The organism is Komagataeibacter saccharivorans (assembly GCF_003207825.1).
Lineage (GTDB): Bacteria > Pseudomonadota > Alphaproteobacteria > Acetobacterales > Acetobacteraceae > Komagataeibacter > Komagataeibacter saccharivorans.
Genome location: NZ_NKTY01000021.1, coordinates 28,360 through 54,054, shown reverse-complemented (window position 1 = coordinate 54,054; position 25,695 = coordinate 28,360). Strand labels below are relative to the sequence as shown.

Here is a 25,695-nt window from a genome sequence, read left to right as displayed (position 1 = left end):
GGCGGACAGGTTCACGGCCACCGTGGGCACATGGATGCCGTCGCGGTCCCATTTCACGATCTGGCGGCATGCTTCAAGCAGCGCCCACTGGCCGATGGCCTCGATCTGGCCGGTCTCCTCCGCCACCGCGATGAAGCGGGAGGGAAAGATGTTGCCAAGGCGCGGATGATGCCACCGCGCCAGTGCCTCCACCCCCGTCAGTTCCAGCGTATTGATGCGGACCTGTGGCTGGTAATGCAGCTTCAGCATGCCTTCGGCCAGCGAGTCCCGTAGCGCCGAACCAAGGACAAGCCGGTCCTGCGCAAGCTGGCTTTTAGCCGGGCTGGCGAAGCGGAATGCCCCGCGCCGGTCCGTGCGGGCCCGCCGCATGGCGGCATTGGCGGTGCTGAGCAGCGATTCACTGTCCGGCCCGTTGGTGGGGAAGATGCTGATGCCGATACTGCATGAAATGGTCAGGGTATTCTGGCCAACCCGCATCGGCCGCGCGATGGTGTCCAGCAGCAGACGGGCGAAATCGGTGGCGTCCTCGTTCGTGCAGTCGGGTGCGATCACCACGAATTCGTTGCCGTTCGAACGGCTGATGATGTCGCCGTCTTTTACGATCGAGCGCAGGCGCTGGGCGATTTCCACCAGAAACTGGTCGGCGTAGATATGGCCCAGCGCATCGTTGATGTCGCGGAAGCGGTCGATATCAAGCATGAAGACCGCAAGCTGCCGGTTGCCTTCCTGCCTGGCGATCAGTTTCTCGATTTCCCGGTGTACGGCGGTGCGGTTGAGCAGGCCGGTCAGCGGGTCAAAATTGGCGAGGTGGGAAATATGTTCCTGCGCCGCGTTCTTTTCAAAGGCCAGCGCGCAGAACGGCACGCAGGCATCGACCACGCGCTGCGCCCATGTATTGGCGCCCTGTTCCACGCGGGTATAAAGGGCAAAAATGCCTTTTACCTGCCCTTCGCCACAATGCACGGGCATGCTGAAACACTGCTGAAGCCCCAGTGAAATGCCAAGGGAGCGGTAGCTGTCCCATACCATATGCGTGGCATGGCGGGCGTCCGCGCGCAGCTTTTCCATTTCCGGGCCGGAAACCGGCAGGCTTTCCAGTGCGCTCCGGTAACGGTTGGGCAGGGTGGGGCTGGCCAGCACGAGCAATGACCCGTCCGGCTCGATCAGCAGGAAGGCCGCCACCGCGTCGGGCACAAAACTTTCCACCCGGCGGCACATGAGGTCGGCCACATCCTGCATGAGCGTGTTGCTGGCCAGGGCGCGTAACACGTCATTCTGTAAAATCAGGATCTTGTGCTGCTGGCACGCGCTGGTGACATTCTTCATCACCCCCGTGTAAAAACAGCGTCCCGTATCCGCATTGACGCGCGACAGGGATAGTTCACCGCAGATGTTCATCCCGTCGCTGCGGGTAAAGGCCACTTCATGTGTGGCGTCGCCCTCGGCTACCGTGCTGTCACTGCTGCGATTGATGAAAGCTTCATAGCGGCTGCGATGCGGTTGCGGCAGCAGCGTGTCCATCGACTGGCCCAGCACGTCCTGCCTGTCGAGGCCCCACAGTTTTTCCGCAGCCCTGTTGAACAGGATCACCCGGCCTGCGTCATCAATGATAATGGTTGCATCAGCGGCCTGCTCCAGTGCCAAAATCAGGACTTCGGCACTCAGTTTAGGCTTTGGCATTGATCTACCTCGCACAAGGGGTAAGGGCGATCCGCCATCACGCGCCAACGCACGGGGTCGCGCAGTCTCAAATGGTCAGGACGGGTATGGTCCCGTCCCATATTCTCAATATGGCCAGTATACAGGATTGGCGGCAATGGTGCATGGGTATCACATGTGGATGGCACAGACATCACATACCAGTTTAGATAATACTTATTCTATACTTGTATAATTTATCGCCATATCCTGCTCGCAATGGCACTGTAGCTGTCAGTTGGACCAGCAGTGAACCGGATTACCTGTCAGGTCCGGCGCCGGGCGTGCAGTTTCTGTCCGCACAACCCGAACAGCCGCCACATCCTGTCCGGTTGCGGGGCCGGCTGCGGCGGTCGGCATAATGGATCATGCCAGCCGGTGCATGCAGCCCGCGCAGGATGGCTGTCATGCTGCTCCATCCCCTGCGGCTGGCGGCAGGAAACAGTCGCCCGGCCCAGTACAGCCCACAGGCCAGCACCATCGCGCAGGCCAGCACTGTCTGGATGATGTGGTGGGGCCCCATCAGAACATCCGGGCGATGTGATACGTCAGGAACGATGCGGCGTAGGCAAGGGCGAACAGGTAACCCGCGGCGATGGCGACCACCCGCCACGATGCGGTTTCGCGCCGGATGACGGCCAGTGTCGCGACACATTGCGGTGCGTAGACATACCATGCCAGCAGGGACAGGGCGGTTGGCACGCCCCAGTGCGTGGGCAGCATCTGGCCAAGCTGAAGTGCCGCCTGATCCGTATCGGTGCCCGAGCCAAGGGAATAGACGGTGGCCAGCGCGCCTACCGCCACCTCACGCGCGGCGAGACCGGGGATCAGCGCGACGCAGATCTGCCAGTTGAAACCCAGCGGGGCGAAAACCGGCAGCATAAGATGGCCGATCCTGCCCGCGAAGCTCCAGTCGATTGCCGGACCCTGCGCGCCTGCGGGCGGGGCGGGAAAGCTGGAAAGCCCCCACAGCATGACGGTAAGCGAGACAATGGTCGTGCCTACGCGCAAAAGGAATATGCGCGCCCGTTCCCACAGCCCCAGCGCCAGATCGCGGGGGTTGGGTACCCGATAGGCGGGCAGTTCCATAAGCAGCGTGGCTTCCTGCCGGTCGGCATTGCGCCAGCGCAGTACGCGCGCGACCACCAGGGCGGAAGCAATGGCCACTGCGTACAGGCCGAACAGGACCAGCCCCTGAAGGTTCAGGAAATGGGCGATGTTACGATGCGGTATGAAGGCCCCGATCAGCAGCGTATAGACCGGCAGGCGCGCCGAACACGTCATGAGCGGGGCGATCAGGATCGTGACCAGCCGGTCGCGCGGGTTCTGGATCGTGCGCGTGGACATGATGCCCGGCACCGCGCAGGCGAAGCTGGACAGCAGCGGAATGAAGGATCGCCCACTCAGCCCGGCAAAGGACATGAGCCGGTCGAGCAGGAAGGCCGCGCGGGGCAGGTACCCCGATTCCTCCAGCACCAGTATCCATGCGAACAGGATCAGGATCTGTGGCAGGAATGTCACCACGCTGCCTGCGCCCGCGATCACGCCATCCACGATCAGGCTGCGCAGGACGCCATCGGGCATGAGCATGCCGATCTTCTGCCCCAGCATCCCCATGCCCGCATCGATTGCATCCATAAGGGGCTGTGCCCAGGCAAATACCGCCTGAAACATGAAGAACAGCAGCACGATCAGGATGACCGGCCCCCACACCGGATGCAGCACCCAGCGGTCAAGCCGTTCCTCGATCCGGTCGGACAGGGGGGAAGACTGCGTCACGCAGTCCGACAGGATCTGGCGCACCAGCGCGTGCAGGTCCGTGCCTTCGGGCAGTGGGGCGGGTACGGGGGGTGGCGTCCCGTCCAGTTCCGCCAGCAGTTCGCGCGCGCCGTCGCGCCGGACGCCGATCGTGGGGATCACCACCATGCCCAGTTCCGCCTGCAGGCGCGGCAGGTCGATTTCCATGCCGTTGCGTCTGGCGGCGTCGATCATGTTCAGCGCCAGCACAAGGGGACGGCCCATGGCCCGCATTTCCAGCACGAAACGCAGGTGCAGCCGCAGGTTGGTGGCGTCCGCCACGCAGACCAGCAGGTCAGGTGCCGCTTCCCCGCGATAGGTCCCTGCACAGACATCGCGCGTTACCGCTTCATCGGGGCTGGTGGCGTTCAGGCTGTACGCGCCAGGCAGGTCCAGCAGCCGGATACGGCGGCCCCCGGGTGTGGTAAACCAGCCTTCCTTGCGTTCGACCGTCGCGCCGGCATAGTTCGCCACTTTCTGCCGACTGCCGGTCAGCAGGTTGAACAGGGCGGTCTTGCCACAGTTCGGATTGCCGACCAGCGCGATGTTCAGGGTGGTCATGCCAGTTCTTTCACCGGGTGGATAACCACGCGGTCCGCTTCCGTGCGACGCAGGGCGAAGCGGGTAAACCCGATGCGCACCGCCAGCGGATCGCCCCCCAGCGGGGCGGTTGCGACCACACGCACCGGTTCACCCGGCACGAATCCCAGTTCCCGCAGGCGCCGCGCGACGGGGTCGGTTTCGGCATGATCGTCCACGTGGTCGATTATGGCATCGGTGCCACGTGGCAGGTCGCTCAGTCGCATTGGCGGGTTTAATCCGGACAATATAAGTAAGTAATAATAATTATTATTAAATATGAACCGTAATGGTGTCCATCATCTTTGTCCCGATCCCTGTGCTGCCACCATTACGGGTATGTTTACCCTGCATGCGCCGCCATGTTCATGATGGACACGCCGCCAGCACGTGAAAGAACGTGCCCGATACATAACCACGTCGCCCACCACCCGCGCCGCGTTCCACACCATAGCCATCGCGCATGTCGGCCAGTGCCCCGTCATGGCCGGGGTCAGTCACCGTGGCATAGTGGAATTCGTGCCCGCGCAGCGTATCTCCCGCCCGGCCTATGGCGCAGTCATGGCGCAGGGTGGCGGCACGGTAGCCAAGGTTCATGCGACGGGTGGCGAAGGACGTGGCATGACCCAGCAGGCCGGTCATGCGATGGGTCTGGCCGGTTTTATCGGTCAGACTCTGGCCCAGTACCATGAAGCCCCCGCATTCCCCATGCACGGGCCGGCTGGCGGCGAAACGGGACAGCGCACCCCGGAAGTTTTCCGCTGCCGCCAGTTGGCCCGCATGCAGTTCGGGATAGCCACCGGGCAGCCAGCAGGCATCGCAGTCATCCGCCGGGCCTTCGTCATTCAGGGGGGAAAAGGAATGCAGTTCCGCCCCCGCCGCGCGCCAGCCTGCGGCGATATGGCCATACAGGAAGGAAAAGGCGGCATCATCCGCCACCGCAATCCGCTGGCCCGGCGGGGATAGCGCGATGGTGGCGCCCCCCATCGGGGCGATGCGCGGGGGTGCTGCGCATGCGATGATGGCGTCAAGGTCCAGATCGCGCCGGGCCTGCGCGGCCAGACGTGCGGCCAGTTGATGCAGCCCGTCATGTTCGCGCGCCTGTACCAGTCCCAGATGCCGTTCGGGCATCTGCAACTGCGCATCCCGCCCGAACGCGCCCAGAACGGGGATGCCGGTTGCGGTAATGGCCTGTGTCGCCATCGCGGCATGACGGGGGGAGCCAACACGGTTCAGGATGACGCCCGCCACGCGCACCGCCGGGTCCAGCGTTGCAAAACCCAGCGCCGTCGCCGCCGCCGACTGGCCCTGACCGGAAATGTCCAGCACCAGCACCACCGGCAGGCCGTAGCGCGCGGCGATGTCCGCGGGCGCTCCCCGCGCGCCATCCGGCCCCAGCAGCCCGTCAAACAGCCCCATGGAGGCTTCCGTTACCAGCATGTCGCAACCGGACAGGCTGCGCGCCATCACATTGTCCAGCAGGGCAGGCGGCATGGCCCAGCTATCGAGATTGAGGCTGGCATGACCTGTCAGGGCCTCATGGAACGCAGGGTCGATATAGTCCGGTCCCGTCTTTGCCCCGCGCACGGCCACGCCGCGGTCCCGCAGGGCGGCAAGCAGGGCCAGCGTCAGGGTCGTCTTGCCACCGCCCGAACGTGGGGCGGCTATCATCAGGCCTCGTGTCATCATGTCCGTTCCTGCTAGACCGTGGCGACGGAACCCATGCCGTTGCCTGCCATCCTGGTTATCCGTATCGGAAAAGAAGGTCATCCCGATGGAGCGTTCCCATACCAGCCTGCGTCGGGGCTGGACTACAGGCAGTTGCGCCACCGCTGCCGCCCGCGCCGCGTGGGGCGGCCTGTGCGGGCCCGGTTTTCCAGACCCCGTAACCATAACGCTTCCGGGTGGCCAGCATGTCGCCTTTGCCCTTGCCGCCCATGGATATGAGGGGGATAGCGCATGGGCGGAGGTGGTCAAGGACGCGGGCGATGATCCGGACGTGACCCATGGCGCACATGTGCGCGCTACCGTCCGTCATGCGCCACCGGGCAGCGGGGTGGTATTTCGCGCGGGCGAGGGGGTGGGCACCGTCACCCTGCCGGGCCTGCCGCTACCGCCGGGGGAGCCTGCCATCAATCCCGTCCCGCGCCACATGATCCGCACGGCATTGAGTGCCGTGAGCGGGTATGAGCCGGATGTGGAGGTCACCGTCTCCATCCCCGGCGGGCAGGATATGGCGCGGCATACGCTTAATGGCCGTCTGGGTATTGTGGGGGGGCTGTCGGTCCTGGGCACGACGGGCATCGTGGTGCCATTTTCCTGCGCCGCGTGGATTGACAGCATCCATCGTGGCGTGGACGTGGCGCGCGCGCTCGGGCTGCGGCATGTGGCGGGCTGCACGGGCGATGTGTCGGAACGGGCGACACAGGCGCTGTATGGCCTGCCGCCCGAAGCCATGCTGGAAATGGGCGATTTTGCCGGGGGGCTGCTCAAATACCTGCGCCGCCACCCCGTGGACCACATTACGGTGGCGGGGGGCGTGGCCAAGATGACCAAGCTGGCGCAGGGTTTTCTGGACCTGCATTCCCGCCGGGGACAGGCCGATATGGGACGTGTGGCGGATCTTGCCCGCGCGCAGGGTGCGACGGCAGGTGTGGTGGCGGACATTGCGCGCTCCCATTCCGTCGCGGCGGCCTTTGCCCTTGCGATCGAAGCGGGGGTGCCCCTTGGCCCGGCCGTGGCGCGGGCTGCGTGGCAGACTGCATGCGATGTGCTGGCGGGCGCGGACTGCATGCTGGATGTGCTGTTGTTCGATCGCGCGGGCCAGATGGTGGCCCGCCATGGCCCGCATCCCGTTACGCGGTAACCGGCCTGCTGGCTCAGGAACGGAAGCGGCGGTGATAGTCGGGGTTGTAGAGCGCGCTTTCGCGGAAATCATGCGTGCCCAGCGCGCGCCCGACCAGAACCAGCGCCGTGCGCTCGATGGGATTTTCGGCGAGCTGTTCGCTTATGTCGCCCAATGTGCCGCGTAACACCAACTGGTCCGGCCATGTCGCCCGCGCCACGATGGCGACGGGACAGTCCGCGCCATAAAACGGGATCAGGTCGGCTACGATCTGGTCCAGCACATGGATGGCCAGATGGATCGCAAGCGTTGCTCCCGTTGCGCCAAAGGCGGCCAGTTTTTCACGTTCCGGCATGGCGGAGGCCCGGCCGCTGACACGCGTCAGCACCACGCTCTGCGCGACTTCCGGCACGGTCAGTTCACGTCCCAGCACGGAGGCGGCGGCGGCAAACGCCGGTACGCCCGGCGTCATGGTCCACGGGATGTTATTGCGGTCCAGCCTGCGGATCTGTTCGGCCACGGCGCTATAGACCGACAGGTCGCCCGAATGCAGGCGCGCCACGTCCTGTCCCGCCGCATGGGCGCGGATATATTCCTGCTCGATCAGGTCCAGCGTCAGCGGGGCGGTATCCACCAGCCGCGCATCGTCCGGGCAGTGTTCCAGCATTTCCACGGGTACGATCGAACCCGCGTACAGGCAGACCGGGCATTTCGCCAGAAGGTCGCGCCCGCGCAGGGTCAGCAGGTCGGCAGCGCCCGGCCCGGCGCCGATGAAGTGTACGGTCATGCATCCTCTCCCTGTGCCATGGCACATGTTGCGTGGGTGCCGGTCAGGCGCGGCACGACAAGCCTCGATCGCGGTCCCGCCACCGCAAGGGCGCACCCTTCCGCAACGGAAGCTACGCCAGTAGCCGCCAGCGCCCGGGCGGAATGGCTGATGCAGCGGGGCTGCGCGGCCAGCAACTGCGCCCGTGTCACCCCGCGCAGCATCAGGCCCAGATGGGCGACGGCGGCCCGCAGGCCGGGCTCGTCGTACCGGAAGGCTGGCACGGCCACAAGGTCCGCCTGCCCGCCGCAGCACTCCTGCGCCGCATGGAGCAGGTCAAGGATCACCTGCATGTCACACCCGCTGCGCAGGCCCAGTCCGGCCACGATCATGCGCGCGCGCCATCAGGACGCTGCGCGGCATATAGCGTGACGGTCATGCCGGGCCGGAAACCATGGAAACGTCCGATCTGTTCCAGCCGCTCGACCTGCATGCGCGTCAGCGTGCCGCCCCAACGTGCATGGGCGGCGGCCAGCGCCGTCTCGCTTTCCAGCGTCACGGCATTGGCGACCAGCCTGCCACCGGGGCGCAGCGCCTGCCACGCCGCCTCCAGCATGCCCGGATTGCTGGTGCCGCCACCGATGAAAATGGCGTCGGGCGCGTCCACACCGTCGGCCAGCATCTGTGTGAGGACAGCCGGGGCCTCGCCTTCCACGACGCGTAGGGCGGGCACGCCCAGGCTGAGCGCGTTGCGTGCGATGCGCGCGCCGCGCGTGGCCGATTTTTCAATGGCGATGGCCCGGTTGGCGGGGTGGCGCAGCATCCATTCGATGCTGATCGAACCCGATCCACCGCCAATATCCCACAGCATTTCCCCCCGCCGGGGTGCAAGGGCGGACAGGGTGGCGGCACGGATTTCACGCTTCGTGATCTGTCCGTCATGCTCGAACAGTTCATCCGGCAGCCCGCAGGCCAGCGGAATGACATGCGCGTCCCGCTCCGCCACGATTTCCAGCGCCATAAGGTTCAGCCGGGGGATGGATGCTACCCTGTCGCCTGCCAGCGCGGCAACCGTCACGACCTCATGCGTCTGCTCCGCCCCGCCCAGCGCGCCAAGGATATGAAGCGTGGAAGCCCCAAAACCGCGCTGGTCCAGCCACCGTGCGAAGGCAGCGGGCGTATGTTCATCGGCGGACAGGACAACCAGCCGTGCGCCGGGCTGGAGGGAGGGCGCGCAGGCTTCCATCGGGCGACCGCATAGCGACAGCACGGCCACGTCCTGTTCCGCCCAGCCCAGCAGGTTGCACGCCAGCGCGACCGAGGACGGGGCAGGCAGGCAGACCATTTCCCCCATCGGGACATGGCGGCGCAGCGTGGCCCCGACGCCGAACAGGAACGGATCGCCCGATGCCAGCACACAGACCGTCCTGCCGCGCCATGTCAGCAGTTCCGCTACACCCGCGGCAAAGGGATGCGGCCACGGCAGCATGCGTCCCGTAATAAGGGATTCGGCCAGTTCCAGATGACGCGCGCCGCCCGCCACCAGTTCCGCACCGGCGATCAGCGCACGGCTGGCGGCGGACAGCCCCTCGACACCGTCTTCCCCAATGCCGATAACGTGCAGCCATGGCGTGTTCATGCGGCACCCATCGCGCATGCAGGAGGATAGGGATGCGGGTTCTGGTTCTGGGCGGCACTACGGAGGCACGTGCGCTTTACGGCCTGCTGGAAGCACGGACCGGGTGCTTTCAGGCTACCGTTTCCCTTGCCGGGGCGACGCGCGCGCCGGTGCTGCCCGCGCTGGATGTACGCATCGGCGGGTTCGGCGGTGTGGCGGGACTGCGGGCATGGCTGGAAACCCATGGTATCGAGGCGGTCATTGACGCCACCCATCCCTTTGCCGCGCAGATCAGTGGCAATGCGGTACAGGCCTGTACGCAGGCGGGCGTGCCGCTGCTGCGGGTGGAGCGGCCCGGCTGGACACCCGGTGTGGGCGATGACTGGACCCTCGTGCCCGACATGCAGGCCGCAGCCTGTGCGCTGGGCACGGTGCCCCGGCGCGTGCTGCTGACGGTCGGGCGCAAGGACCTGCTGCCCTTTGCCACGATGGACCGGCATGACTGGCTGCTGCGTAGCGTGGACCGGCCCGATTCCGCCCTGCTGCCGCCGGGCGCGCGGGTGCTGCAGGCGCGTGGCCCCTTTGATGAGGCGGCGGAGGAAACCCTGCTGCGCACCGAACGGATTGACGTGATCGTCACCAAGAATTCCGGTGGCATGGCCACGGCGGGCAAACTTGTCGCCGCGCGCAGGCTGGGGGTGGCGGTAATCATGGTCGCCCGGCCCGTTCTTGCCCCGGCCCCGGTCGTGCCCGACGCCACGGCCGCCATGGCATGGCTGGACGCCCTGCATGATCACGGCGCGTCCACCCTGCGCGACGTGTAAAGCCACTGGCCCCCATCCGCCCGGTCGATGACATGGGTCAGCGGGCAGCCGATCAGCACCAGCGTGCTCATGTCCACCTGTTCGGGGTCGGCACTGGCGATGTCGGTCAGGATAACGCGTTCATCGGGCCTGCCGATGGCACGGGCGAAGGCGACCGGCACGGTGGGGGGCAGGATGGTGCGCAGCAGGTCCAGTGCTTCGCCGAGCTGGTCGGGCCGTGCGCGGGAGCGGGGATTATAGAGCGCGATGACCAGCCCCGCCTGTGCCGCCGCCGCCAGCCTGCGATGGACGACCTCACGTGGCTTGAGGTTGTCGGACAGGGAAATGACGCAGAAATCCCCCCCCAGCGGCGCACCCAGCCGTGCTGCCGCCGCCAGTACGGCGGAAATGCCGGGAATGACGGTTACCTCAACCCCGCGCCATGCGGCGGGGCCGTGGTCGATGGCCTCGAACACGGCGCTGGCCATGCCGAATACGCCCGCATCACCACCCGATACGACCGCCACGACCCGCCCCGCCAGCGCCAGTTCCACGGCATGGCGGGCACGATCCAGTTCCACGCGGTTGTCGCTTGCGTGCCGTATCACTTCCGGCCCGGCCTGAACGCGGGCGACGTAGGGTGCGTAACCGATCAGGTCGGTTGCCTGCGCCAGCGCCGCATCGGCCTGCGGCGTGCGCTGCGCCAGTGCGCCGGGTCCCAGCCCGATGACAAGGATGCGACCCCGGTTTTCCGTCATCGTGCGTCCTCCCGACCGGGAACGAGGATAATGGAGAAATAGGGGGCAGGCCCCTGCATTTCGGTCAGCTTCATGCAGCGTTGCTGCGGCTGGGTGGCGCGTTCCACGTAGATCGCCCGTTCCTCCCGCCCGGTCTGGCGCAGGGCGGTGCGGATCTTTTCAAGATTGCGGCCCAGTTTCATGATGACGGCGGCATCGGCCTGTTCCAGCCGCGTGGTCAGGGATACGGCATCCAGCGTGCCGGGAATGACGCACAGCACGTCATCGCCATGTACCATCGGGGCCTGCGCCACCGACCAGCATCCGGCCATGGCGGTAATGCCCGGCACGATGGTGCAGGGGAAACGGTCATGCAGGCGGTCGAATACATACATGGCCGATCCGAACAGGAACGGATCGCCCTCGCATAGCAGGGCGACATCCTGCCCGTCACGCAGGCAGGTTGCGATCCGCCCGGCGCAGTCATCGTAGAATCGTGCCATGCGCACCAGATAGGCGGGATCGCTGACCGGGATTTCCGTGGTGAAGGGATAGGCGAAGCGCAGCGTCGTGGCGGTGGGGGAGACCAGATCCCCCGCGATCTCACGGGCATGGCCGGGGCGGTCATGGCGGCAGAACCATGCGACGACCGGGCTTTCGCGCAGCAGGCGCGCGGCCTTCAGGGTCATGAGTTCGGGATCACCCGGTCCCATGCCCAGAATGGACAGGTGGCCAGTGGTCATTCCGCCTCGCTCGCCAGTGCGTTGACGGTCGCCGCCGCCATGGCGCTGCCGCCCAGACGACCACGCACGATGATGAAGGGCAGGTCGCCGAATCCGGCCAGCGCCTCTTTCGATTCGGCGGCCCCGACGAAGCCGACCGGCATGCCGATCACCGCCGCGGGCCGTGGCGCGCCCGCCCGGATCATTTCCAGCAGGTGGAACAGTGCTGTCGGTGCATTGCCGATGGCGACGACTGCCCCCGCCAGATCATCGCCCCACAGGTCCATCGCGGCGGCGGAACGGGTATTGCCGATCGCCCGGGCCAGTTCGGGTGTGCGCGGATCGCGCAGCGTGCAGATGACCGGGTTATCGGCGGGCAGGCGCGCGCGGGTCACGCCATGGGCGACCATGTTCGCATCACACAGGACCGGCCTGCCCGCCAGCAGGGCGGCGCGTGCGCTGCTGACGAAATCGGGTGACATGCGGACGGCCTGCGCCACGTCCACCATGCCGCAGGCGTGGATGATGCGTACGACCACGCGGGCTTCCGCCTCATTCAGGCCGCTGAGGTCCGCTTCGGACCGGATGATGGCAAAGGAACGGGCATAGATCGCCGCCCCGTCATGGATGTAGTCGTACGGTTCCGTTTGCGCGGTCATGCCGGTCCAGTTCTCCCGTTCTGTGGCGAGGCATCGCCCTGTCGCGGGGACCAGCCCCGCACGATGGGATGTATCTGTGCCAGCGAAAGCCCGATGTCTACAGGCGTATCGTCCGCCCGGCCATGCGGACACAGGGCATAGCCATCCTGTCCGGCGACCAGGGTGATGTCGGCGGGGGCCGGATGGGCGCATCCCTTGGTGCAGCCCGATACGTGCAGGCTCACGCCCGGTGGCAGGTCGGGGGCCAGACAGGCCGCATCCGCAATGACGTCGCGCGGCGCACAGCCACAGCCGCGCATGCCGATACAGGCCGATATGCGCAGGCGCGGATCATCGGGTGTGGCGATCAGGCCGGGCACTGGCGGTGGCGCAGCACAGTCTTCCAGTATGATCGTGCGCCACGGGGCAATGCGCATATGGCCGTTGCCTGCGGTTTCGGACCAGTCCGCCACGGCTTCCAGCATGTCGGCGTCAATCGGGCCGGGGGGCAGGACCGCGCCCATGGCATTGCCGGGCAGCGGACCGGCCAGTTGCGGTGTCGCCCCGGTTGCGGCGGGGATTTCCACCGTATCGGCCAGCAGGCCAGACTGCGCAAAGGCCGCGCGTCCCAGTCCCGCATCACGCAGGGGACGGCTACGTGCGCCGGTGGCAGCCAGCGCATGGGCCAGTGCAAGAACCGTGGCGGGAACCCGTGCGCCGGTACAGGGCAGGCCCCGCGCGCCGCATATGACCAGCCAGCCGGTGGGGCAGGTGCGGACAACGATATCGGCGCGCAATGTGCCCGCCGGGATATGGCCGCCGCAGTCAACGGCGATCAGGAATTTGGCAGGCAGTCCGCACAGGGTATCGGCGGTGGCCAGCGCGGCATCAAGCGCACGTATGACGGCAGGCGCGCCAGCCGCTGCGTGCGGGTCCAGCCCCGCCAGTGGGGAGAGCAGCAGCCCGCGCCGGGCCTCCGTCGCCGCATCCGCGCTGGCCAGACCGGCGGCGTGCATGTCACGGGCGAAAGCACGCGTGCTGTCGGGTGTCAGGCCGCGCAGTTGCAGGTTGCCCCGGCTGGTCAGTTCGATCAGGCCATTGCCATGCCGCCGCGCCGCCTGCGCGATCTGGCGTGCCTGAAGCGCGGACAGGCGGCCAAGGGGCGGGCGCACGCGCACCAGCCAGCCATCGGCGGCTTCCATGGGAGTATGCAGGCCGGGGCACCAGCCGCGCACGCTGGGGGCGATGGTCATGAAGCATCATCCAGCAGCAGCCCGGCGCTGTTGCTGCGCGGTCGCCACAGGTCGCGCCGCATCGCATCGGCCAGCAGCCGACGGATGGCGGCATGGGCATCGGGATTGGCTTCGCGCAGGAAAGCCTCCATTTCCGGATCGTCCAGCAGCGCGCCGAAAGTCAGGTCGAACTGCCGGTCGAAGCGTGTGGGCAAAGTCGCGGCAAAGCCATGCAGGGCTTCCATGCCGCGCGCGATTTCGGCTGCGCCCCGGTAGCCATGGCGGCGCATGCCCGCAAGCCAGGCCGGGTTGACCAGACGACCGCGCGTCACGCGGGCCACTTCCTGCGCCGTGGCGCGCAGGCGGGGCGTATCCGGGCGGGACGTATCGCCATGCAGCAGGCGCGGTGCATTGCCCAGCATGCCTGCCGCCGCCGCCATGCCGCCTTCATGTGTGGCGATGTCCACGCTTTCCAGAATATCGGTTTCCGCGTTGTCCTGTAAATGCAGCATGACTGCCGCCTGCGCCATGCGCTGCGCCAGTGCGGCCGGGTCCTGCCCGCCTTCACGCTGGCCGCCATAGGTCCATGCCGAACCCGCCAGCCATGCCTGCCCCAGTTCATCGCGTCCGGTCCATGCCCCCCCGGCCAGCAGGTCTTCCACCCCGCTGCCATAGGAACCGGGCGCGGCGCCGAACATGCGCGCGGTGGCGGCGTGGCGGGCCGGGCCGTCCAGTCCGGTGACACTGGCGGCCAGCGGGTTAAGGTCCGGGGCTTCGAAATCGCGCCCCGCAATGGCCTGCACCGCCTGTTCAAACAGGGCGATCTGACCCGGAAAGGCATCGCGGAACAGGCCCGACAGCCGTAGCGTGACATCCACGCGCGGACGGCCCAGTTCGGCCATGGGGACGATCTCGATCCCGGTGATACGGCCCGATGCGTCATCCCATACCGGCCTGACCCCCATAAGCAGCAGCGCAAGGGCCAGATCCTCGCCCCCCGTGCGCAGGCTGGCCGAACCCCACAGGTCGATCACAAGGCTGCGCAGCGGCTCGCCCTGATCCTGAAGATGCCCTTCAAGCAGTATGGCGGCGGTGCGTTCGGCCAGCACCAGCGCCGAACGGGTGGGGATGGCGCGCGGGTCCATGGCATACAGGTTGCGTCCCGTGGGCAGCACATCGGCACGCCCACGCGTGGGCGCGCCAGCCGGGCCTGCGGGAACGAACCGGCCATCCAGCGCGGCTAGCAGCGCATTGCTTTCCGCCTGTCCGCATGCGTGCAGACGGGTGGCGATTTCCTCGCCATCGGTCATGTTGCACGAATGCGCGATGGCCCGCGCCAGTTCATCCGCCCGTGGCGGCGGGTGGCCAAAGACATGCAGCCCGTCGCGGATCTGCAGGTCCTTCACATCGCACAGATAGGCATCCAGCCGGGCGAGGGCTTCATCCTCATCCCCGTCACGGGCTGCACCGCTTTCTCCCAGCAGGCCCAGACTGTCCGCGCGTTGCAGGATTTCCCCGCGCAGTATGGCCCCGCGCCTGCGGTCCAGACCATCAGCCGCCGCATATTCATCGATCAGGCGTTCCAGTTCGCCCGTATCGGTCCCGCTGGTGCCGACCGGCACGATGGGGGGCGTCATGTGGCCGATGGTGACGGCCCCTAGCCTGCGCCGGGCGGCGGCGGCCTCGCCGGGGTTATTGACAATGAAGGGATAGATCACCGGCAGGCCGCCCACCAGTAATGACGGCCAGCAGGTGGCGCTGGGCGCAGCAGCCTTGCCCGGCAGCCATTCCAGCGTGCCATGCGTGCCCAGATGCACCATGGCGTCCAGCCCCGCTTCATGGCGCAGCCACAGATAGAAGGCGACATAGGCATGCCGGGGCGGAGTATCGGGATCATGATAGCCCCCGTGCCGGTCGCCCGGTGCGCCCCGGTCGGGCTGCAGCGCCATCAGGATGTTTCCCGCCCGCATGTGGCGCAGGTGAAACATCCCGTCCCGGCAGGCCGGGTCTTCTTCCGGCGCGCCCCAGCAGGTAGTGAGCGCTGCGCGTGATTCCGCAGGCAGGCCGTCAAACCAGCGTTGGTAGGTGGTGACGGAGACAAAGGGCCGCACGGATGCACGGGCCAGTGCATCCGTAAGCTGCCGTGCGGTAGGCAGCGGGGCCGCACCCGTATCGTATCCGGCGGCGTGCAGCAGGTACATGATGTGTTCGAGGCTTGCGAAACTGTCCAGTCCCACGGCGTGGGCGGCCTGTCCCGTGGGCGCGCCCTGCGCGCCGGGATAGTCGGACAGGATGATGCCCACGTGCCGCGCGTCGGGCCGCGTGTGTCCCAGCCGTGCCCACCCGGCGGCGCGGGCGCATGTCAGCGCGATGCCATCGGGGTAGGGCACATGACGCGCGGGCAGCCCGGGCGCGGCTTCTTCCTTGAAGGAAATGGGACAGGCGGGAATTCGCCCGTCGAGTTCCGGCAGCACCACCTGCATGGCAAGGTCCGCCTGTGACAGGCCGCGCACGCTGTCGCGCCATGTGGCGTAGGGTATGCCCGGCTGCTGCACCTGCAGCACCGGCACGCCCGCCATATCCAGCGGACTGTGGCCATCATCGCTGCCCCGCGTGGAAAAGAAGGTGGCGTTGACGATGATGTCGGGCGGGGCTGCGGCAATCCGGTCCGTCACCACCCGCGCCGACGCGGCATCTTTCAGGGAGGTGACATAAAGCAGGTCAGCCCCGATGCCGTGCCCGGCCAGAGCGGAGGCCAGTTCCATGATGGGGGCGATATCCGCTGCCAGCAGATGCGTGCGGTAGAACACCACCATTGCACGTAGCGGCAGGGCGGGGTCGGCTGCGTGCAGCAGTTCCGCCGGGGGCAGGGGAATGGTGGGCGTATCCACATCCGGCCCGCATCCGGCCAGATGCGCCATGACCCGCAGGGCGGTTGCCATGTTGGCGCTGCCGCCCGTGCGCATGAGGGCATCAAGCCGCGCGCGCGTGGCGTCCCCCACGGTGGAAAGCTGTGCCAGACGCGGATCATCGCGTCCATCCCCGGACAGGAAGGCCAGCGGGATATCCGCCTGACCGCATGCGCGCGCCAGTTCTTCCGCCCCGTAACGCCAGTAATCCAGCCCCCCCAGCAGCCGCACCACCACGCAGCGCGAATCCATGATGGTATCGGCTACATACAGGTCGATCGACATCGGGTGCAGCAGTCGCGACAGGGTGACGGTGCGCAGGCTGGCAGCCGGAGCGTCCGCCGCCGCACGGGCGGCGTTCAGGCACAGCAGGTCGCTGTCCGAAAAGGACAGGAACACGATATCCGCCGGGGCATGCCCCAGATCTTCCGCCTGATCGCCGTCGTCGAGCGTGCGGACCTCGCGTGCCAGCAGATGCATGGTGCCTGTCCCGTCCTGCTGCCGTTGTCCCCTAGACCTGCGCCAGCGCGTGCGCGATGGCGGACTGATCCATGCCCTTCTGCCCGATCACCACCAGATCGCCCGTGCGCGGCGCATCACTGGCAAGGGGGCGGTCGAACTGGTGGCGGAAGCGGCTGCCGACGCCCTGCACCGCAAGGCGCATGGGTTTGCCCTGCACGCAGGCATAGCCTTTCATGCGCAGGATGTCGTGCTGTTCGGCCAGTGTTTTCAGCCGGTCGATGAAACCGTCCACGCTGCCCTGTTCGGGAATGGCCAGCACGAAGCTTTCAAAATCATCATGCTCGTGCTCGCCGCCTTCCGCATCGTGGTGGGACGGGCGCGCTGCAAGGTCGTCTTCCGCCGCCGCGTCCAGACCAAGCAGCACCGCCGGGTCAACCTGCCCGTCTGTTGCGCGCACCACCTTGACCGCGCGGGGGATTTCGGCGCGGATCGCGGCTTCCACCGCATCGGCCTGCTGCGCCGTCATCAGGTCAGACTTGTTCAGCACCACCAGATCGGCCGACAGGAGCTGGTCTTCGTAGACTTCGGCCAGCGGGTTGTCATGGTCGAGCGACGGGTCGGCCGCCTGCTGGCGGGCGACCTCTTCAGGGTCGTCGGCGAAGCGGCCAGCGGCGACGGCGGGGCCGTCCACCACCGTAACCACGCCGTCCACCGTCATGCGGGTGCGGATGGTGGGCCAGCCAAAGGCCTTGAGCAGCGGCTTGGGCAGCGCCAGACCGGAGGTCTCGATCACGATATGGTCCGGCGGGCTTGCGCGGTCGAGCAGGGCTTCCATGGTCGGCAGGAAATCATCCGCAACCGTGCAGCACAGGCAGCCATTGGTCAGTTCGACAATATCCTCGTCACGGCATCCTTCCACGCCGCAGGCGCGCAGCGTGTCGCCATCAATGCCCAGCGTGCCGAATTCATTGACCACGATGGCAATGCGCCTGCCCTTCGCATTGGCCAGCACATGGCGCAGCAGCGTGGTCTTGCCCGCGCCCAGAAAGCCGGTGATGACGGTAACGGGTACCCTGGCACGTGCCGTGGTGGTGGGGGTCATGGCGATCAGGCTCCAGAAAAAAGGGATGCGGGAAAACGGCCACGCACCATGTCCGACAGGCTGGCGGGCCTGCGCGATGGCATGACGGTGCCGCTGCGCGATGCGGCGTAGGCCGTAAGATAGGTCATCAGGTCCTGTGCCTTCTCCGGGCCGAGCCGGGCGAGGAGCCAGCCCCATTTGCCCGGCGTGGCCACCACGGCGGCACAGCCGCTGTCACATGCGGCAAGGCAGGAGACCTCATGAATGACAAGGCCTGGCGTGTCCGCCGCCAGCGCCACCATGGCGTCATGAAGCTGGCGTCCCTGCGGATTGTCGGATGCGGGCAGGCCCCGGCGGCAGGTCACGCATACATGCAGATGCACGGGGGGCGTATTTCCGGATTCCGGCTGCGGCTGTGCGGTCATGTCGGTCCGTGCCCTTTCGCGGCATGGCTGCGCGGCGCAGCCTGAAGGCGGGGTGCACGGTTACGACCCCGCACCCGCGCGGGGCGGGGACGGTGGCCCATCGCGTGCCGGGCACCCCGCCGGCCATGCGATTGAAATCGGTCTCATCCGGGTCGCATGGCTGCGGCGCGGCATATGATGGCAGGTCTCCTGGCTTGTGGCGGAGGGGGTGATCCCTCCCTTCCGGCTGCCTTCCCGGTCCCGCTGGTAAGGGACCAGTGACAATGCCGCGTCCCCTGACAGGTCACGCGGGCCGGAAACAGCCACCTACAGTTGCGGGGGCAGCGACGGCCTTGCCCATGGGCGCACCGTCTTCCCTATTCTCCCCAATGGGGAACCATCAGGACCGGATTTAGACGATTGCGGACCACGCTGTCAAAGAAACCACGGCAATGCTGGATATGTCCCGTCTTCATGACAGCGGCGCGCCGGTCATGCGCACGCGCCATGCCGTATGCCGTGTCAGCACCGTGTGGCTGCATGGTGCGATATCCAGCCGCGACAGCATGCCCGCATCCCCGCCAAGGGCTGCGATGACGATGGCCTTTATGACCGTGGCATCGGCCATCACCCGGATGCGCGGCGGTGTTGTGGGCAGGGCCGTCAGCCAGGGGGTGATGCGGTGCAGGAGGTCCGCGCGGCTTTCCCCGCCGGGCGGGGCGAACGTGGCATCCGCAGTCCAGCGGGCCAGACCGGCAGGGGGCAGATCCTTCAGTGCAGCGCCCTGCCATGCGCCCATTTCCACCATGCGCAGCGCGGGCACATGATGGCAGGCACAATCTGGCGGTGGTTCCATTGACGGCGGGATCAGGGTCAGGTCGGCATCATCGGACAGGCTGCCTGGAAAATCCGGGGGCAGGGCGATGGCATCGTCCGTGCGGGGGATCATGCCCCGGCGCAGGCTGTCCGCCGGGGGAAGGGCAATACAGGTCAGGATCTGGTTCATGGGTCACTGTCCCGCGCATGGGGAAAGGGTGGGTCAAGCAATGGATGATTGACCTTCCATGCCAATTTTGGAAACATGCGGCCAGATCCGGTTATGGAACGGGCGGCAGATCAGGCCGTGTTTCATGCATACTGCTCCGGGTCGTGCGTGATCCATGGAGTTTCCCAGTATGAGCCAAGGTACAACTGTCCTGTCCACCGGTAGCGTTGCCGCGCCGCAGGTTTCCATCCCGGTCCGCGACCTGCTGCCGTGGGGTGTGTTCGGGCTGGTACTGGCATCGCTGCTGCTGTATTTCGTCGGGGCGGAGCAGGGGGCGACCGCGCTCATTTCCGGTCACTACGTGCATGAATTCGTGCATGACGGACGCCATCTGCTGGGCTTCCCCTGCCACTGATCCAGTAGGGGCGCGGGTTCGTCCCGCCTGTTCCGGTCCCGTGACCGGGTATGTGCTGAACGGCATTTCCATCGGGAATGCCGTTTTTGCGTTCAGGCCATGCTGATGACCGTTCGGCCCCGGACGTGACCCGCCAGAATGCGCGGCGCGATGGTGATGGCATCGGCAAGCGGTGCATCGTGCAGCATGCTTTCCAGAAGCGTATGGTCGATGTCGCGCGCCAGCCGCGCCCATGCCGCCATCCGGCGCGGGCGGGGACACATGACGCTGTCCACGCCCTGCAGGCGCACGTTGCGCAGGATGAAGGGCGCGACCGTCAGGGGCAGGGCCATGCTTTCCGCCAGTCCGCAGGCCGCCACCGTGCCACCGTACTGGATGGATGCGCACATCGTGGCCAGTGTGTCCCCGCCCACTACATCGATACCCCCGGCCCACCGGATTTTTTCCAGTGGCCTGCCCGTGGGGGCCAGCGCCTCACGCGGCACGATTTCGCTCGCGCCCAGACGGGTCAGATAGACATGAAGCTGCGGGCGGCCGGTTACGGCTGTGACCTGATAGCCCAGTTGCGCCAGAAGCATGATGGCCATGCCACCCACGCCACCGCCCGACCCGGTTATGATGACCGGTCCGCTGGCCGGGGTCAGCCCCCCTTCTTCAAGGCTCATGATGCACAGCATGGCGGTAAAGCCGGCCGTGCCGATTCCCATCACCTGCCGCGAGGACAGGCCCGCAGGCTGTGGCAGCAGCCACCGTCCCGACAGGCGGGCCATGCGTGACAGGCCGCCCCAGTGCGTCTCCCCCAGTCCCCAGCCGGTGGCAAGCACCCGGTCGCCTGCGCGATAGAGTGGATCTTCCGATTCGATGACGCGACCGGCAAGGTCGATGCCCGGTACCATCGGAAACCGCCGCACCACCGGCGCGCCACGGGTAATGGCCAGTGCGTCCTTGTAATTGAGGCTGGAATGATCCACCGCGACCGTTACATCGCCTTCGGGCAGGGATGCGGGATCGACCTGTTCCACGCGGGTCGTGACCGCATCGTCGGTGCGGGAGATCATCAGGGCCTCGAACATGCTGGCGGACTTCCTTTATGGGCAGGGGAAACGCGCGGCCGGAGCGGCGTGACTGTAACTTTCATGCAGGATTCAGGTATGGTTTCCTATTTACAGCCCTGTGACATCGCAGCAACGTGAAGAAAAGTGCATCCTGAAAAATACAAGATTTTCAAAGGATCTTTTTAAAGACCATCCGGTCGGTCCATGACCGGATGGTGGCGCATGGCCGTCCTGCGCCATGATGCGAAAATGTGCAGGGCAGGTGTGATTTTCCCACGCTTCCCGCCAGACAGGCAGTGTGGTGTGCTTATTATCCAGCCACCATTGCACAGGCAGGAGGCATTTCATGTCCGACAGTCTTGTTTCGTCCTTTCCGGCCCTTTCTTCCATGACCGCGCTGTGGCGGGCGCGGTACGGCACCCAGCCGCCCGCAGCCCCCGCATTGCCCGAAAGCCCGGTGGCGCGCGGTCTCATGACGCACCGCTCCGTGCGGGGATTCAGTGCCAGCGCCCTGCCTGATGGGGTGCTGGAGGCCGCCGTGGCCGCGGCGCAGTCGGCGTCCACGTCATCCAACCTGCAGGGATGGAGCGTCATTGCCGTGCGCGACGCCGACCGGCGCGCGCGGCTTGCGAAGATAGCGGGGGATCAGGATTTCATCGCGCAGGCGCCGCTGTTCCTTGCATGGGTTGCCGACCTGTCGCGGCTGGACCATGTGGGGCAGGCGCATGGCCGTGACCTGCCGGGGGTGGACTGCCTCGATACCTTTCTGGCCGCCGTCATGGATACGGCTTTCGCCGCGCAGAATGCCGCTGCCGCGTTTGAATCCTACGGGCTGGGAATCGTGTATGTCGGCGCGGTGCGTAATCGGCCCGAAGAGATTGCCGCCGAACTTGGCCTGCCCGCGCGTACGGTTGCGCTGTTCGGCATGAGTGTCGGCTACCCCGACCGCCAGCGTCCCACCGCCATCAAGCCCCGCCTGCCGCAGCATGCCGTGCTGCATGCCGAACGGTATGACAGTGCTGCCGCGAACGACCCGGCTGTCATCGCGGCCTATGATGAACGGCTGCGTGCCGCCCGTACCGCTCAGGGATCGCCGGGGCGTAGCTGGAGCGAAAGCGTGCTGGCGCGTCTGGGGGATGTTAGTGCGCTGCATGGGCGTGAACGCCTGCCTGAAGCACTGCGCGGGCTTGGTTTTGTGCTGGGTCAGACGTGAAAGCAGGGTGTTTACGCGCAGGGCGGGGTTGACCGACGGAATGTTCTGGTGAACTTCTGCTAGCGATGCCCGCGCCTGACGGCGGGCATGAGCGCGCGCCTTGCGTATCGCGCCAGCGTCATGATGAAAGAGAAACAACGGCTATGGACAGCGCCACTTCCCTTCCCTTCACGCTTTCTCCCAATGCGTCGCCGGTTTCGGCGCAGCGCCGGGCGGAGATTCTGGCCAATCCCGGTTTCGGGCGTGTCTTTACCGATAACATGGTCGTTATCCGCTATGAGGAAGGCAAGGGATGGCATGACGCGCGCGTACAGCCCTACGCATCTCTGACACTGGACCCGGCGGCAGCCGTGCTGCATTACGCACAGGAAATTTTCGAAGGGATGAAAGCCTACCGCACGGCGGAAGGCGGGATCACCCTGTTCCGGCCCTATGCCAATGCCGCGCGTTTCCGCAAATCAGCCGAGCGCATGGCCATGGCGCAGGTGCCCGAGGAACTGTTTGTCGAAGCCGTGCGCCAGCTTGTGCGCGTGGACCACGCATGGGTGCCGGGCAATCCCGACGAGAGCCTGTATATCCGTCCCTTCATGATCGCGAGCGAGACGTTCCTTGGCGTGCGGCCCGCGGGTGAATACCTGTTCATGGTCATTGCTTCCCCCGTCGGCGCCTATTTCGGGGCCGAGGCGGTCAGCGTGTGGGTATCCGATTTCTGCCGCGCGGCTCCCGGTGGTACGGGTGAGGCCAAATGCGGGGGCAATTATGCCGCAAGCCTTATGGCCCAGCAGGAAGCCAAGACGCACGGCTGCGCGCAGGTGCTGTTCCTTGATGCGGTCGAACGCCGCTGGATCGAGGAAATGGGCGGCATGAACGTGTTTTTCGTGTTCGATGACGGTTCGGTCTCCACGCCTGCCCTGACCGGCACGATCCTGCGGGGCATCACGCGCGACTCGCTGCTGACCCTGGCGCGGGAGATGGGCCTGACGGTGCGTGAAGAACGCTATGGCATCGACCAGCTTTACGCTGATGCCGCCTCTGGCCGTCTGAAGGAAGTCTTTGCCTGCGGCACGGCGGCGGTTGTCTCGCCCATTGGCCGTTTCTGTGGCCGTAACGGTGATGCGGTGATTGGCGATGGCGCGGGGATCGGCCCGGTTACGGAAAAGCTGCGCAATGCCCTGATCGGCATCCAGCGCGGCACGGCGGCCGATCCGCATGGCTGGGTGGAAAAGGTTATCTGATTTTCCCGCATGATCCGGCCAGTCAGTCTGGCCGGATCATGCCTGAGACGATGGGTGAGCGGATTGGTCTGGATTGATGCCGCAGCCCGCCATCCCGGATTGGGTGGCAGTTCTTGTCAATAGGCAGGTCTGTGGTCATGTCCTGTGATACGGGATCGGGTCCCACGGGCTGCTAGCGAAGCTGGCTGTCCTTGCTTCCCCGGCGGTTGATGCCGGTGAAGACCGGCTTTCTGTCGCGTTCCGACTGGCAGTCGATGCACAGCTTGACGCCCGGCATCGCCTGCTGCCGGGCCGGGGGGATGTCTTCCCCGCATTCACGGCAACTGGTTTCGCTTTCGCCTGTGGGGATATGGGACCGTGCCCGTTTGACGGCGTCTGCTATCGTATCGTCGATCTGATCCTGTACGGCTCCGTCGGGAGCCCAACCGGTGGCCATGCGTGTTCTCCTGAAACGAAAGCACGCAGTATATCGCGTGACGTATGTTCAGACAAAACGGTTCGTGATCGATATGAACAGAATTCGGTGCCAGCCCCGATGAGGCGGCGGGCGACGGGTCTGCGGTCCGGCACCCGTGCAGCAGCCGGCAGACATCTGCCGCACGGGCTGGATGGAGCGGCCGTTATTCCGCAGGCGTGACCGTTTCCTCAACGGGTACGTAAATGCGGTTGCCACTGTTGCGGAATTCTTCCTTTTTCTGTTCCATGCCCGCCATGCGTTCGGCATTGGCCTTCAGATCGTGGCTTATGCGCATGGAACAGAATTTCGGCCCGCACATGGAACAGAAATGCGCGTTCTTGTGGGCTTCACGCGGCAGGGTTTCATCGTGGTACGCGCATGCGGTATCCGGATCGAGTGACAGCCTGAACTGGTCATTCCACCGGAAATCGAAGCGCGCGCGGCTGATGGCGTCATCGCGTATACGGGCTGCGGGGTGTCCCTTGGCCAGGTCGGCGGCATGGGCCGCGATGCGGTATGTGACCACACCGACCTTCACGTCATTGCGGTCGGGCAGGCCAAGATGTTCCTTGGGAGTGACGTAACACAGCATCGCCGTGCCAAACCACCCGATCATGGCGGCCCCTATGCCTGATGTGATGTGGTCATATCCCGGTGCGATATCGGTCGTGAGCGGGCCGAGGGTGTAGAACGGTGCTTCCCCACATTCGCGGAGCTGTTTTTCCACATTGACCTTGATCTTGTGCATGGGCACATGGCCCGGCCCCTCGATCATGACCTGACAGCCTTTCGCCCATGCGATTTTCGTCAGTTCGCCCAGTGTTTCCAGTTCGGCGAACTGTGCGGCGTCATTGGCATCCGCAATCGAGCCGGGACGTAGCCCGTCACCGAGCGAGAACGAGACATCATAACGGCGCATGATGTCGCAGATTTCCTCAAAATGTTCATACAGGAAGCTCTCGCGGTGATGGTGCAGGCACCATCCGGCCATGATCGACCCGCCGCGCGAGACGATGCCCGTCACGCGGTTGACGGTCAGCGGCACATGGCGCAGGCGCACCCCGGCATGGATGGTGAAATAGTCCACGCCCTGTTCCGCCTGTTCGATCAGCGTATCGCGGAAGATTTCCCATGTCAGGTCTTCAGGTACGCCATTTACCTTTTCCAGCGCCTGATACAGCGGCACCGTGCCGATGGGCACCGGCGCGTTACGCAGGATCCAGTCGCGGATGTTGTGGATGTTGCGCCCGGTGGACAGGTCCATGACCGTATCCGCGCCCCAGCGGATGGCCCAGACCATTTTCTCCACTTCTTCCGCCACCGAGGAGGTAACAGCCGAATTGCCGATATTGGCGTTGACCTTCACCAGAAAGTTGCGCCCGATCACCATCGGTTCCAGTTCGGGATGGTTGATGTTGGCGGGCAGGATGGCGCGACCCGCCGCGATTTCGGCGCGCACGAATTCCGGTGTGACGAAGGCGGGGATGTCCGCGCCAAAATCCTCGCCATCCGCGCGGCGTTCTTCCGCGTGCGCATCCATGGTGGCGCGGCCAAGGTTCTCGCGGTGGGCGGCGTAGATCATTTCTTCGGTAATGATGCCGGCACGGGCGAATTCGTACTGCGTGACCATCTGCCCCTGCCTGCCTTCATGCACCGTATGGGGGGCAGGGCAGGCGGGGACCAGATGTTCGCCCTGGGCGAAGCCGTTGTCTTCCGGGCGTACGGCGCGGGGTGTCACTGTGGGCAGGTCGCGTGCTGCAATCCACGGCGCACGCACCGGATCAAGCCCGCTTCGTACGTCGATGCGTGCCGTCGTATCGGTATAGGGGCCGGATGTGTCGTACACCCGTACCGGTGGTTCGTTCGCGCTGGGTTCCAGCGCTATCTCACGAAAGGGCACGCGGATGTCGGCGTGTCCGACGGGTGATGACCAGACCTTGACGGACCCCAGTATGGGGCCGGTGGTGACATGGTCGGGAGATGAAGGCGAAGCAACGGACGACATGGCTATGCTCCTCGTTTCCTCTCCGACAGGGGGTGTGGG

25 protein-coding genes and 1 riboswitch are annotated in these 25,695 nt (G+C 65.9%); of the genes, 6 read left to right on the top strand and 19 right to left on the bottom strand.

Going from position 1 to position 25,695, the window contains the following annotated elements; all coding sequences use genetic code 11:
* The 5 genes from CFR79_RS11745 to CFR79_RS11725 all read right to left on the bottom strand — a co-directional run.
* On the bottom strand, nt 1-1,680 hold a 1,680-nt coding region (locus tag CFR79_RS11745; protein WP_110548021.1), incomplete at its 3' end, for a diguanylate cyclase domain-containing protein.
* Between the two features lie 277 nt (nt 1,681-1,957).
* Nucleotides 1,958-2,221, bottom strand: coding sequence for a DUF6587 family protein (locus CFR79_RS11740; RefSeq protein WP_110548020.1), 264 nt, complete (start codon nt 2,219-2,221; stop codon nt 1,958-1,960).
* Nucleotides 2,221-4,056, bottom strand: a complete 1,836-nt coding sequence (feoB, locus tag CFR79_RS11735; RefSeq protein WP_102325085.1) for a ferrous iron transporter B — start codon at nt 4,054-4,056, stop codon at nt 2,221-2,223. Before feoB ends, CFR79_RS11740 begins: the two co-directional genes overlap by 1 nt.
* Entirely contained in the window at nt 4,053-4,301 is a 249-nt protein-coding gene (locus tag CFR79_RS11730; RefSeq protein ID WP_102325086.1) for a FeoA family protein, read from the bottom strand. The genes feoB and CFR79_RS11730 overlap by 4 nt, the downstream gene beginning before the upstream one ends.
* Before the next feature lie 139 nt (nt 4,302-4,440).
* Nucleotides 4,441-5,760, bottom strand: coding sequence for a cobyrinate a,c-diamide synthase (locus CFR79_RS11725; protein ID WP_258373566.1), 1,320 nt, complete (start codon nt 5,758-5,760; stop codon nt 4,441-4,443).
* A gap of 88 nt (nt 5,761-5,848) precedes the next feature.
* Here CFR79_RS11725 and CFR79_RS11720 point away from each other — a divergent pair, with 88 nt between their 5' ends.
* Nucleotides 5,849-6,940: a cobalt-precorrin-5B (C(1))-methyltransferase gene (locus tag CFR79_RS11720; protein WP_102325087.1), complete on the top strand. Its 1,092-nt coding sequence runs from the start codon at nt 5,849-5,851 to the stop codon at nt 6,938-6,940.
* A gap of 13 nt (nt 6,941-6,953) precedes the next feature.
* On the opposite strand, the gene cobM is transcribed toward CFR79_RS11720, so the two are convergent.
* Genes cobM through cbiE form a run of 3 tightly spaced genes read right to left on the bottom strand, consistent with a single transcriptional unit; the run spans nt 6,954 to nt 9,324 of the window.
* The gene (cobM, locus tag CFR79_RS11715) at nt 6,954-7,706 is read right to left on the bottom strand and encodes a precorrin-4 C(11)-methyltransferase (RefSeq protein WP_110548018.1); all 753 of its coding nucleotides are present in this window, start codon (nt 7,704-7,706) and stop codon (nt 6,954-6,956) included.
* A complete protein-coding gene (locus CFR79_RS11710) occupies nt 7,703-8,077 on the bottom strand; it encodes a cobalamin biosynthesis protein (protein WP_102325089.1) in 375 nt (124 codons plus the stop codon). The genes cobM and CFR79_RS11710 overlap by 4 nt, the downstream gene beginning before the upstream one ends.
* Nucleotides 8,074-9,324, bottom strand: coding sequence for a precorrin-6y C5,15-methyltransferase (decarboxylating) subunit CbiE (gene cbiE, locus CFR79_RS11705; RefSeq protein WP_110548017.1), 1,251 nt, complete (start codon nt 9,322-9,324; stop codon nt 8,074-8,076). Before cbiE ends, CFR79_RS11710 begins: the two co-directional genes overlap by 4 nt.
* A gap of 32 nt (nt 9,325-9,356) precedes the next feature.
* On the opposite strand from cbiE, the gene CFR79_RS11700 reads away from it, so the two are divergent.
* Nucleotides 9,357-10,127, top strand: coding sequence for a cobalt-precorrin-6A reductase (locus CFR79_RS11700; protein WP_110548016.1), 771 nt, complete (start codon nt 9,357-9,359; stop codon nt 10,125-10,127).
* Here the strand turns inward: CFR79_RS11700 and cobJ are convergent.
* Genes cobJ through CFR79_RS11665 form a run of 7 tightly spaced genes read right to left on the bottom strand, consistent with a single transcriptional unit; the run spans nt 10,097 to nt 18,312 of the window.
* Entirely contained in the window at nt 10,097-10,864 is a 768-nt protein-coding gene (gene cobJ, locus CFR79_RS11695; protein ID WP_102325091.1) for a precorrin-3B C(17)-methyltransferase, read from the bottom strand. The genes CFR79_RS11700 and cobJ overlap by 31 nt on opposite strands.
* The gene (locus CFR79_RS11690; RefSeq protein ID WP_102325092.1) at nt 10,861-11,586 is read right to left on the bottom strand and encodes a precorrin-2 C(20)-methyltransferase; all 726 of its coding nucleotides are present in this window, start codon (nt 11,584-11,586) and stop codon (nt 10,861-10,863) included. Before CFR79_RS11690 ends, cobJ begins: the two co-directional genes overlap by 4 nt.
* On the bottom strand, nt 11,583-12,224 hold the full coding sequence (locus CFR79_RS11685; RefSeq protein WP_110548015.1) for a precorrin-8X methylmutase: 642 nt from the start codon (nt 12,222-12,224) through the stop codon (nt 11,583-11,585). Before CFR79_RS11685 ends, CFR79_RS11690 begins: the two co-directional genes overlap by 4 nt.
* On the bottom strand, nt 12,221-13,456 hold the full coding sequence (gene cobG, locus CFR79_RS11680) for a precorrin-3B synthase (protein WP_110548014.1): 1,236 nt from the start codon (nt 13,454-13,456) through the stop codon (nt 12,221-12,223). Before cobG ends, CFR79_RS11685 begins: the two co-directional genes overlap by 4 nt.
* A complete protein-coding gene (cobN, locus tag CFR79_RS11675; protein WP_110548013.1) occupies nt 13,453-16,824 on the bottom strand; it encodes a cobaltochelatase subunit CobN in 3,372 nt (1,123 codons plus the stop codon). Before cobN ends, cobG begins: the two co-directional genes overlap by 4 nt.
* Before the next feature lie 31 nt (nt 16,825-16,855).
* Nucleotides 16,856-17,908, bottom strand: coding sequence for a cobalamin biosynthesis protein CobW (gene cobW / locus CFR79_RS11670; protein WP_102325096.1), 1,053 nt, complete (start codon nt 17,906-17,908; stop codon nt 16,856-16,858).
* A gap of 5 nt (nt 17,909-17,913) precedes the next feature.
* Nucleotides 17,914-18,312, bottom strand: a complete 399-nt coding sequence (locus CFR79_RS11665) for a DUF1636 family protein (RefSeq protein ID WP_102325293.1) — start codon at nt 18,310-18,312, stop codon at nt 17,914-17,916.
* Between CFR79_RS11665 and CFR79_RS15925 the strand changes: the two genes are divergently transcribed.
* Nucleotides 18,311-18,490, top strand: coding sequence for a hypothetical protein (locus tag CFR79_RS15925; RefSeq protein WP_165927312.1), 180 nt, complete (start codon nt 18,311-18,313; stop codon nt 18,488-18,490). The two genes, CFR79_RS11665 and CFR79_RS15925, sit on opposite strands and share 2 nt — an antisense overlap.
* Nucleotides 18,475-18,708, bottom strand: a riboswitch (cobalamin riboswitch). (Overlaps the previous gene by 16 nt.)
* Before the next feature lie 55 nt (nt 18,709-18,763).
* Here the strand turns inward: CFR79_RS15925 and CFR79_RS11660 are convergent.
* Nucleotides 18,764-19,297 (bottom strand): histidine phosphatase family protein, encoded by a 534-nt coding sequence (locus CFR79_RS11660; protein ID WP_110548012.1) that lies wholly within the window; start codon nt 19,295-19,297, stop codon nt 18,764-18,766.
* 169 nt (nt 19,298-19,466) lie between these two features.
* On the opposite strand from CFR79_RS11660, the gene CFR79_RS11655 reads away from it, so the two are divergent.
* The gene (locus CFR79_RS11655; protein WP_102325294.1) at nt 19,467-19,691 is read left to right on the top strand and encodes a CbtB domain-containing protein; all 225 of its coding nucleotides are present in this window, start codon (nt 19,467-19,469) and stop codon (nt 19,689-19,691) included.
* 92 nt (nt 19,692-19,783) lie between these two features.
* Here CFR79_RS11655 and acuI read toward each other — a convergent pair whose 3' ends face one another.
* Nucleotides 19,784-20,764 carry an acrylyl-CoA reductase (NADPH) gene (gene acuI, locus CFR79_RS11650; RefSeq protein ID WP_110548011.1) on the bottom strand — a complete coding sequence of 327 codons (981 nt, stop codon included), beginning with the start codon at nt 20,762-20,764 and terminating at the stop codon, nt 19,784-19,786.
* A 328-nt stretch (nt 20,765-21,092) separates the two neighbouring features.
* Here acuI and CFR79_RS11645 point away from each other — a divergent pair, with 328 nt between their 5' ends.
* Nucleotides 21,093-21,959, top strand: coding sequence for a nitroreductase family protein (locus CFR79_RS11645; protein WP_110548010.1), 867 nt, complete (start codon nt 21,093-21,095; stop codon nt 21,957-21,959).
* A 143-nt stretch (nt 21,960-22,102) separates the two neighbouring features.
* A complete protein-coding gene (locus CFR79_RS11640; protein ID WP_110548009.1) occupies nt 22,103-23,194 on the top strand; it encodes a branched-chain amino acid aminotransferase in 1,092 nt (363 codons plus the stop codon).
* A 172-nt stretch (nt 23,195-23,366) separates the two neighbouring features.
* Here CFR79_RS11640 and CFR79_RS11635 read toward each other — a convergent pair whose 3' ends face one another.
* Nucleotides 23,367-23,630: a DksA/TraR family C4-type zinc finger protein gene (locus CFR79_RS11635; protein WP_102325102.1), complete on the bottom strand. Its 264-nt coding sequence runs from the start codon at nt 23,628-23,630 to the stop codon at nt 23,367-23,369.
* A 184-nt stretch (nt 23,631-23,814) separates the two neighbouring features.
* Nucleotides 23,815-25,656: a phosphomethylpyrimidine synthase ThiC gene (gene thiC, locus CFR79_RS11630; RefSeq protein ID WP_102325103.1), complete on the bottom strand. Its 1,842-nt coding sequence runs from the start codon at nt 25,654-25,656 to the stop codon at nt 23,815-23,817.
* Between the last annotated feature and the right edge of the window lie 39 nt (nt 25,657-25,695).